Genomic DNA, 6,970 nt, shown 5'->3' with positions numbered 1-6,970 from the left:
CACCTGCTCACCTTCTACGACTTCCCGGCCGCAATCCGGCGGAGCCTCTACTCCACCAACCTGATTGAGTCCTTCAATAAGCAGGTCAAGAAGTACAGCAGGCGCAAGGAACAGTTCCAGAACGAGGAATCCATGGACCGCTTTCTGGTCTCCCTCTTCGAAAACTACAACCAGAAGTTCCTGGACCGCAGCCATCGCGGGTTCCAGCAGGCGGAAGGAGAACTGCTCGGGCTGTTCGAGAAACTGGCGAATAATTAGAAAAATTTCTGCAGCAGGGAATTTCATTTACACAAAATTATTGACGCCCCCTAACAGTTTTTGCTTCTTGATTTAGAATATATACTATAGTGTCGAAGCATTCAATCAATATGCCCTCTGACTGCTAAGATGTTAGAAGTGCTCTGATGCAAATGGCCGAATGATCAACTTTTGATTCAGTTGTAAACGACTATGGCCCCCATCAGAATAAACAAATTCGTTTTTTATATATTTACTTCTAGAAATCGATAAATGCGACAAAATTAGCAGTCATCCGTTTAATTTGACGCATTGAATACCACACAACAAAATAGAGCACGAGGAAATCGGCTTGAGGAGCAACTTCCTCGTGCTTCTTTTTTCTTCCTTTGACAGCAATGCTATTAAAGCAGTTTCTTGATGCTCTCCAACGCTTCATCCGGCAAAACATCCATCCCCTGTGCAGCATTTCGTTCCTCAATAAATTCCACCCGCATGTTGAGCCTTTCTTTTACCAAATCGATGTAAGAAGAATCTTCCAAGTCAGGTTGATATCCCTCGACAGGCAGATAGCTGAGGTGCTCAAATGGACCGAATGGTTTAAATTCCGCTTTTCCTTCAACGATGGACTCAATAATCCCCAAGGTGGTTTCTTTCGAAATTTTCTTATCCAAAAACGAGCCGGTGTTTATGATGTAACAGTCAATGCCTCGGTCCTTCAGCAATTGTTTGAAGCGATTGTAGTCGTCTTCCAGCGGGTAAACTCGGAATGGGTTGGCGTAAGGCTCAATCACAAGCTTGTTCAAGTCCACCCCTTTTTGAACCCGTTCTGCACTTGTACGTTTGGTGGCCAATGTCGCACCGAATGTGGATGCCAAAATCGGGTCTTCCACCTTGACAATCGGAGGCAGACTGTCATCTTTCATTATCCAGTAGATGGCGTCAATCGGTTCTTCCAACTTATCGACGCGATTCGAAGTGGAATAACGCGATTTCACCGTCCGCCCGTTTCCGTTTCTCAAATCTTCCGTCAAAAGGACTTTCTTTCCTTCATCATCCAATGTGACTCCCACATTTTGAACAGTTACAAAGTAGGCAGTTTCCGGGTGATCGGTTGGATAATCATTCGTTTTATCAAAGTAACTTGGTTCCAGCGCCACTGAAGAACCGTCTTTCAAAGAAATGATAAAGGCATCGTCATGCAACACCAACACATTGAAGCGCCCATCGTGTTTGGCATGCGTCAACGTTGATTTTCCTGAACCGGACAGACCGAAGAACGCAGACACGTAATGTGTTTGATCTTCCCTTTCGAACTGTTTCTGGCCTCCGTGGCAGGAGACATATCCTTCTTGCTTCGCGATATTCCAGGCTAAAGTCAAAGTCCCTTTTTTCAGTTCTCCAAAATAGTTCATTCCCAATACAATCGCGGCATTATGGGCTGGATCGAAATAAGTCAATCCAAGAGGGTAATCCGGATGGCTCCAATTCGCGTCTTGATAGATATAAATATCTCCCATGTCTATTTCAGCCGAGCGGGCATACATCTCGTCATATTCCTTTGTACACGGTTGGAAATTCAACAGCCACGAGTACAGATTGTTTTCTTGACCAACCGGAACCGACAAATGGGCTTTCACCATAAAATCTTCATGTAAGCCCACATAACCCGAAGTACGGTAACGTTCACGAATCCGCCCTTGGTAGACCGCCTCCCGAATGATGGGAGCCAGTTTTTTATCCTCTTCCGGATTTTGACCGACAATCACACGCGCAGCGGCAGTCCGGCCGACAACTCCACCACCGTTTTCAACCAATATTTTCGCATCATCCGGCAATCCAAGTTTTGTCGGATGTTTCACTGGAAGGTCTGTGACTATCGTAGACTCTGAATCTCGAGCTAAGTAGTACGCTTCGGCAATGGTCGGTACATCTTCTACATTATTTCCATAAAAGGCAGTTTCGATGACTGAACGCAACTGAGAAAAATAAGGTCGATCTTTTCTTATTTCTGAGCGTGGAAAACCTTGCTTTGTGGCCATATTTACCTCTCCTTCGAATGTCTTTATTTGCATTCCTTTGGAAAACAGGCAAAACAACTATATTGACTACACCTTTGTTATCGCTTACAAACTTTTCGTTGTGAAGAAAAAACTTACTGTTATTGTAGCAAATTCTTCTTCTGATTGAAAGCCCTCTCACAAGCATTATTTTGATTAAAAATACAGTCCGATACTAAAATTAATCATCTATATCGGACTGCGCCTTCAGCACGTTGCTAATTTTATCCCTTCGTCGCTCCTCCGAAACTGAAACCTTTCGACATGTAACGTTGAGCAAGGAAGTATAAAAAGACAACAGGAAGAGAGTACAATACAGAATAAGCGGTCAACCCTCCAAAGTCAATCAAGCCATAATTTCCAAAAAATTGATAGATTGTTACAGATGCCGGCATATTCTCAGGTGTTTGAATCAATATGAATGGGACAAGAAAGTTTCCCCAACTCCCTGTAAACGTAAAAATAAATACAGTAAATATACCTGGGACCATCAATGGAGCGATGACTTTCTTTATTCCTTGCCATACACTGGCACCATCAATCCAAGCAGATTCCTCCAATTCAACCGGGACAGAATCCATAAAGTTTTTCATCAGCCATATGGCATACGGAAGCGACGCCCCAGCCATAAATAATGCCACTGCCCACAATTGATCATGGAAGTTCAACAGTAAAAACATTTGAAAAACTGGGACAATGACTGCTGACATAGGCAATGAAGTTAAAAACAGTATGGTATACATAAATGGCTTCTCATACGTAGCGTTATAACGGGACAGTGGGTACGCTGCTATGATTGCTACAATAACCACTACAAAAGATTGACCAAAAGATAGAAACAAACTTATAGCAAAAGAACGAATGATCGCAGGGTTTTGTATGATCCCTAAGTAATTTTGAAAAGTGAATTGTTCTGGAATTTTTAATGATTGAATCGGGGTAGTGTCAACCGATGAAAATAACATCCATAACAAAGGTAGAATAAACAAAATTGCTATCACAACCAGTATTGTGTGATGAATGAATTTTTCTACTTTTCCAATACGCATTTTACCACCTCTATTAATCTACTTTTAATAACTTCGTATAGACAAATCCAAATATAGCTCCCAAAATTAAAATGACTAAAGAAATGGCAGTTCCATAACCTAATTGATAGCTTACAAAGGCTTGTTGATACATATAGACTGGAAGCGTCATTGTAGCATTTCCTGGACCTCCCGCTGTCATTGTATAAATTAGTGTAAATACACCCAGCGTGGATAAGGTTGTCAGCATCAAAGTGGTTGCAATGGTGCCTTTTACCATTGGGATTGTGATATAGAAGATATTTTGGAATCGTGATGCTCCATCCATATAAGCAGCTTCTTCTACTTCTTTAGATATATCATCGAGTGCTGTCTGGAATGCCAGCATACAAAATGCTGTCCCCCTCCATATATTGGCAACAACAACACTGATCATAGGATATTGGAAAAGAAATGCTATCGGTCTAATGTTTCCGAGGCTCGTCGCGATTACATTCAAAGTACCGCTGTCCGCTAAAAACGCTACCCATGTAAAAGCAGCAACAATTTCTGGGATAACCCATGCTGTGATTACACAGATACCAATAAATCTTCTAAATATTGCATTTTTCCCCTTCATTAAAAAAGCAATCAAAAATCCTAAGCTAATTTGTCCAATTACTCCAGAACTCACTACAAAGATAAGTGTTTTTAGTATGCTGTCATACAACTGGTTGTCATTGAACATACGAACAAAATTATCGAACCCGACGAATTCAATTTGTTGTGCTTGAGCCCCCGTTAACGCAAGATTAGTAAAAGAGAATAGAATCGTTAATCCCATTGGAATCAAAAAGAAAATTAATAGGATAATCAAAGCCGGCGTTAAAAAAATAGCTGTTTTTATATTGTCAGAAAGTATTCGTTTGTTAGACTCTCTTGCAGCTTCCATAGGCTCCTCCTTCATCTTTCAAGATGATGAAAATGAATTACTTAAAATAAAGTGATGAAGCGGAAACAAGCAATGCCTTCCGCTTCATCACTGTTTCATCCTGTATCATACTTAATACGTATTTTCTTCTCCTACAATATCAATAACCCCTTGTCGATATTGTTCCGCTGCTTCTTCTGGAGTCATAGAACCACTGGAAACAGCTTCTACAGCTCTTTGAATTTCAATTGATACGTTTGGATAAAGATCACTTTTCGGTCTAAAGTGAGCATTTTCAAGTATTTTAGTAGGGGTTTCAATAAGAGGACGTTCGAGGTAACTTGAATCTTCCGCAACATCTTTCCTGACTGTTAAAGATCCTTCTGAATTTACCCGCTGTAATTGGGATTCATAATCGCTCATTGCTTGTATGACGCGCCATGCTTCTTCTTTATTTTGAGAGTTTTCTGGTATAGACCAAGCCCAACCTCCTGCCATCGTTACGTAACCAGGTTCTTCACCGTTTTGAGTTGGCATCGGCGCAAACCCAATCCGTTCCTCCACATTTTCCATTTCTGCTACTCCGCCTTCAAGGAAGTTTCGGACTTGCCAATTCCCATCTAATACCATAGCCACTTGATTATTTGGCAACATATCTTGAATAACTGTAGGTGTGTAGTTGTTGTTTAGAGCAATAGATAAGGAAGGTCCTAGTTCCCGTTGGTTCATGAACTCATCTATAAACGTTAGTGCGTCAACAAATCCCTGACTATTCACATTCCACTTTTGTTGCTCTTCATCGTATAATGTGTCACCAGTTCCGTAAAATAGCATTTGAAATCCTTGCATGGATGTGGCTTCGCCATTTACTGCTGCAACATTCATAGAAAATGGAATAACATCAGGTTGAGAATCTTTGATAATCTGAGCTGTTTCAAGAATTTCATCCCAAGATTGAGGTTGCCAATCTGCCGGTAAGCCTGCTTCTTCAAAAACCTCAATGTTATACCAGATACCTCTAGTATCTGTTACAGTGGGAATACCATAGACACTTCCATCTGCAGCCGTCACACCTTCTTTTACGTTCTCAAAAAACTGATCCCATTCTTCCCATTCGCCAACATAATCATCAAGATTCGTTAAATAATTTGCAGCAGCATCTGAGTGTAGAATAAACGTATCTTCTGAAATTACATCTGGTGCTGTATTTGCAGACTGCATTGATAATGCCAACCTTGTATTATAGTCTCCTTCGCCACCAGGTATCGGTGTCAAGACAAGATCAATATCGGAATTTTCCGACTCAAAATCTTTTTCAAAGTTTTCTAAGTACTTCAACACAGCGTCTTCTTCTCCTGTTCCACGCCATGTAATCTCAATCGGAGTCTTTCCTTCACTAGATCCGGCTTCTTGGTTTGACTCTGCCTCTCCCCCTCCACAAGCAGAGAGGATTAGAGCTGAAAACAAGGCTGCCGTTAAATATTTTTTCTTTAACATTACCATCACCTATCTTTCTAACGAATTTTATTAAAGCGGTTACATAACAATTGTAACCGCTTTCCACTGAAAAAAACAATTGCACTTTGTACTTTTGTTTTAATTGTTTGAATAAAATATGAAATTTCGTTACTTTCTTCCTGTGGGACGTATTTTTTGAATTGTAAAATACCCGATGTTATATTGGATTCGTTAGAAGTATATACTTTAGAAACAGGAAGGCTGATACGACGTTTACACATACAAAGAAATTGCAGTATCATGCCAAGCCGGATAAACCGGACCCATTAATGGCCCGACGAATCCAAGAAATTCTTGCCGGTCAGTGGGGAGAAATGACAGTTATGCACCAATATCTCTTCCAAGGTTGGAATCTGCGGTGGAATGAGAAGTACAAAGACCTGTTATTGGATACCGGTACAGAAGAAATCGGCCACGTAGAAATGTTAGCTACGATGATTGCTCAATTGGTAGACGGTGCGCCGGTTAACTTGCAGGAAAGCGTCTATAACAGCGGTGACCCTGCTGTGGCGGCGGTTATGGGTGGAATGGACCCACAGCACGCAATCGTACATGGACTAGGTGCGCACCAAAGAAATTCCAATGGGGTGCCATGGAATGCCGACTACTTCGAAGCCAGCGGTAACCTCCTAGCCGACATGCGCTTCAACTTGACAGCTGAGTCAATGGGCCGTCTTCAAGTTGCCCGCTTGTATCATATGACAACCGATAAAGGTGTCCGCGATATGCTCAGCTTCTTGTTGGCCCGTGATACACAGCACCAGCTCCAGTGGCAGCAGGCAATTAAGGAACTAGAAGAAAAAGAAGGATTTATTGTTCCTAAGAGTGCGGAAAGCTTTGAACATACTGAATTCAACCATACTCTTTATAACTTCTCAGAAGGTGATGTGTTTTGCAATAGAGAAGTACATAGTTTTGCAACGAAAAGTACACAATGTTGCCACCCAATAGTTTCCATTTAATTATTCTATTTTTGATAAAGCATTTTTCAAGCGATAGCTTTCACCTGTAAAGGTCAAAATATGTGCGTGGTGAATGAGGCGATCCACCAGCGCCGACGTGAGGCGCGGATCAATAAATACCTTGTTCCAGCTGCTAAATTCTAGGTTGGAGGTAATGATAATGCTTTTTGTTTCATACCAATCACTAATTAATTGAAAAAGCAGTTCTGAACCATTTTTATTAAACGGGACATAGCCCATTTCGTCTAAGATAAT

7 protein-coding genes are annotated in these 6,970 nt (G+C 41.2%); 2 read left to right on the top strand and 5 right to left on the bottom strand.

Features of this window, described 5'->3' with window-relative positions; translation table 11 throughout:
• Window positions 1-258 (top strand): transposase (locus tag G470_RS14290; protein ID WP_205617930.1); only part of this gene is annotated, 258 nt, incomplete at its 5' end.
• 383 nt (window positions 259-641) lie between these two features.
• Here the strand turns inward: G470_RS14290 and G470_RS0110740 are convergent.
• The 4 genes from G470_RS0110740 to G470_RS0110725 all read right to left on the bottom strand — a co-directional run bounded on the left by G470_RS0110740 (window position 642) and on the right by G470_RS0110725 (window position 5,732).
• The gene (locus G470_RS0110740) at window positions 642-2,279 is read right to left on the bottom strand and encodes a phosphoenolpyruvate carboxykinase (ATP) (RefSeq protein WP_028274804.1); all 1,638 of its coding nucleotides are present in this window, start codon (window positions 2,277-2,279) and stop codon (window positions 642-644) included.
• Window positions 2,280-2,521: 242 nt separating this feature from the next.
• Window positions 2,522-3,346, bottom strand: coding sequence for a carbohydrate ABC transporter permease (locus tag G470_RS0110735; RefSeq protein WP_028274803.1), 825 nt, complete (start codon window positions 3,344-3,346; stop codon window positions 2,522-2,524).
• A gap of 13 nt (window positions 3,347-3,359) precedes the next feature.
• Window positions 3,360-4,256: a carbohydrate ABC transporter permease gene (locus G470_RS0110730; RefSeq protein ID WP_028274802.1), complete on the bottom strand. Its 897-nt coding sequence runs from the start codon at window positions 4,254-4,256 to the stop codon at window positions 3,360-3,362.
• Window positions 4,257-4,367: 111 nt separating this feature from the next.
• Window positions 4,368-5,732, bottom strand: a complete 1,365-nt coding sequence (locus G470_RS0110725) for an extracellular solute-binding protein (RefSeq protein WP_240470679.1) — start codon at window positions 5,730-5,732, stop codon at window positions 4,368-4,370.
• 200 nt (window positions 5,733-5,932) lie between these two features.
• Between G470_RS0110725 and G470_RS13445 the strand changes: the two genes are divergently transcribed.
• Complete coding sequence (locus tag G470_RS13445) at window positions 5,933-6,715, top strand: manganese catalase (protein ID WP_084172184.1); 783 nt, start codon at window positions 5,933-5,935, stop codon at window positions 6,713-6,715.
• Here G470_RS13445 and G470_RS0110715 read toward each other — a convergent pair.
• Window positions 6,716-6,970, bottom strand: a 255-nt coding sequence (locus G470_RS0110715) for an ATP-binding protein (RefSeq protein ID WP_028274196.1), incomplete at its 5' end; no start/stop codon positions are given.

The organism is Atopococcus tabaci DSM 17538 (assembly GCF_000429585.1).
In the GTDB taxonomy this organism is placed as follows: Bacteria; Bacillota; Bacilli; order Lactobacillales; family Carnobacteriaceae_A; genus Atopococcus; species Atopococcus tabaci.
Note: the sequence above shows the minus strand (reverse complement) of the source record. Positions and strands in the feature narration are given on the sequence as shown.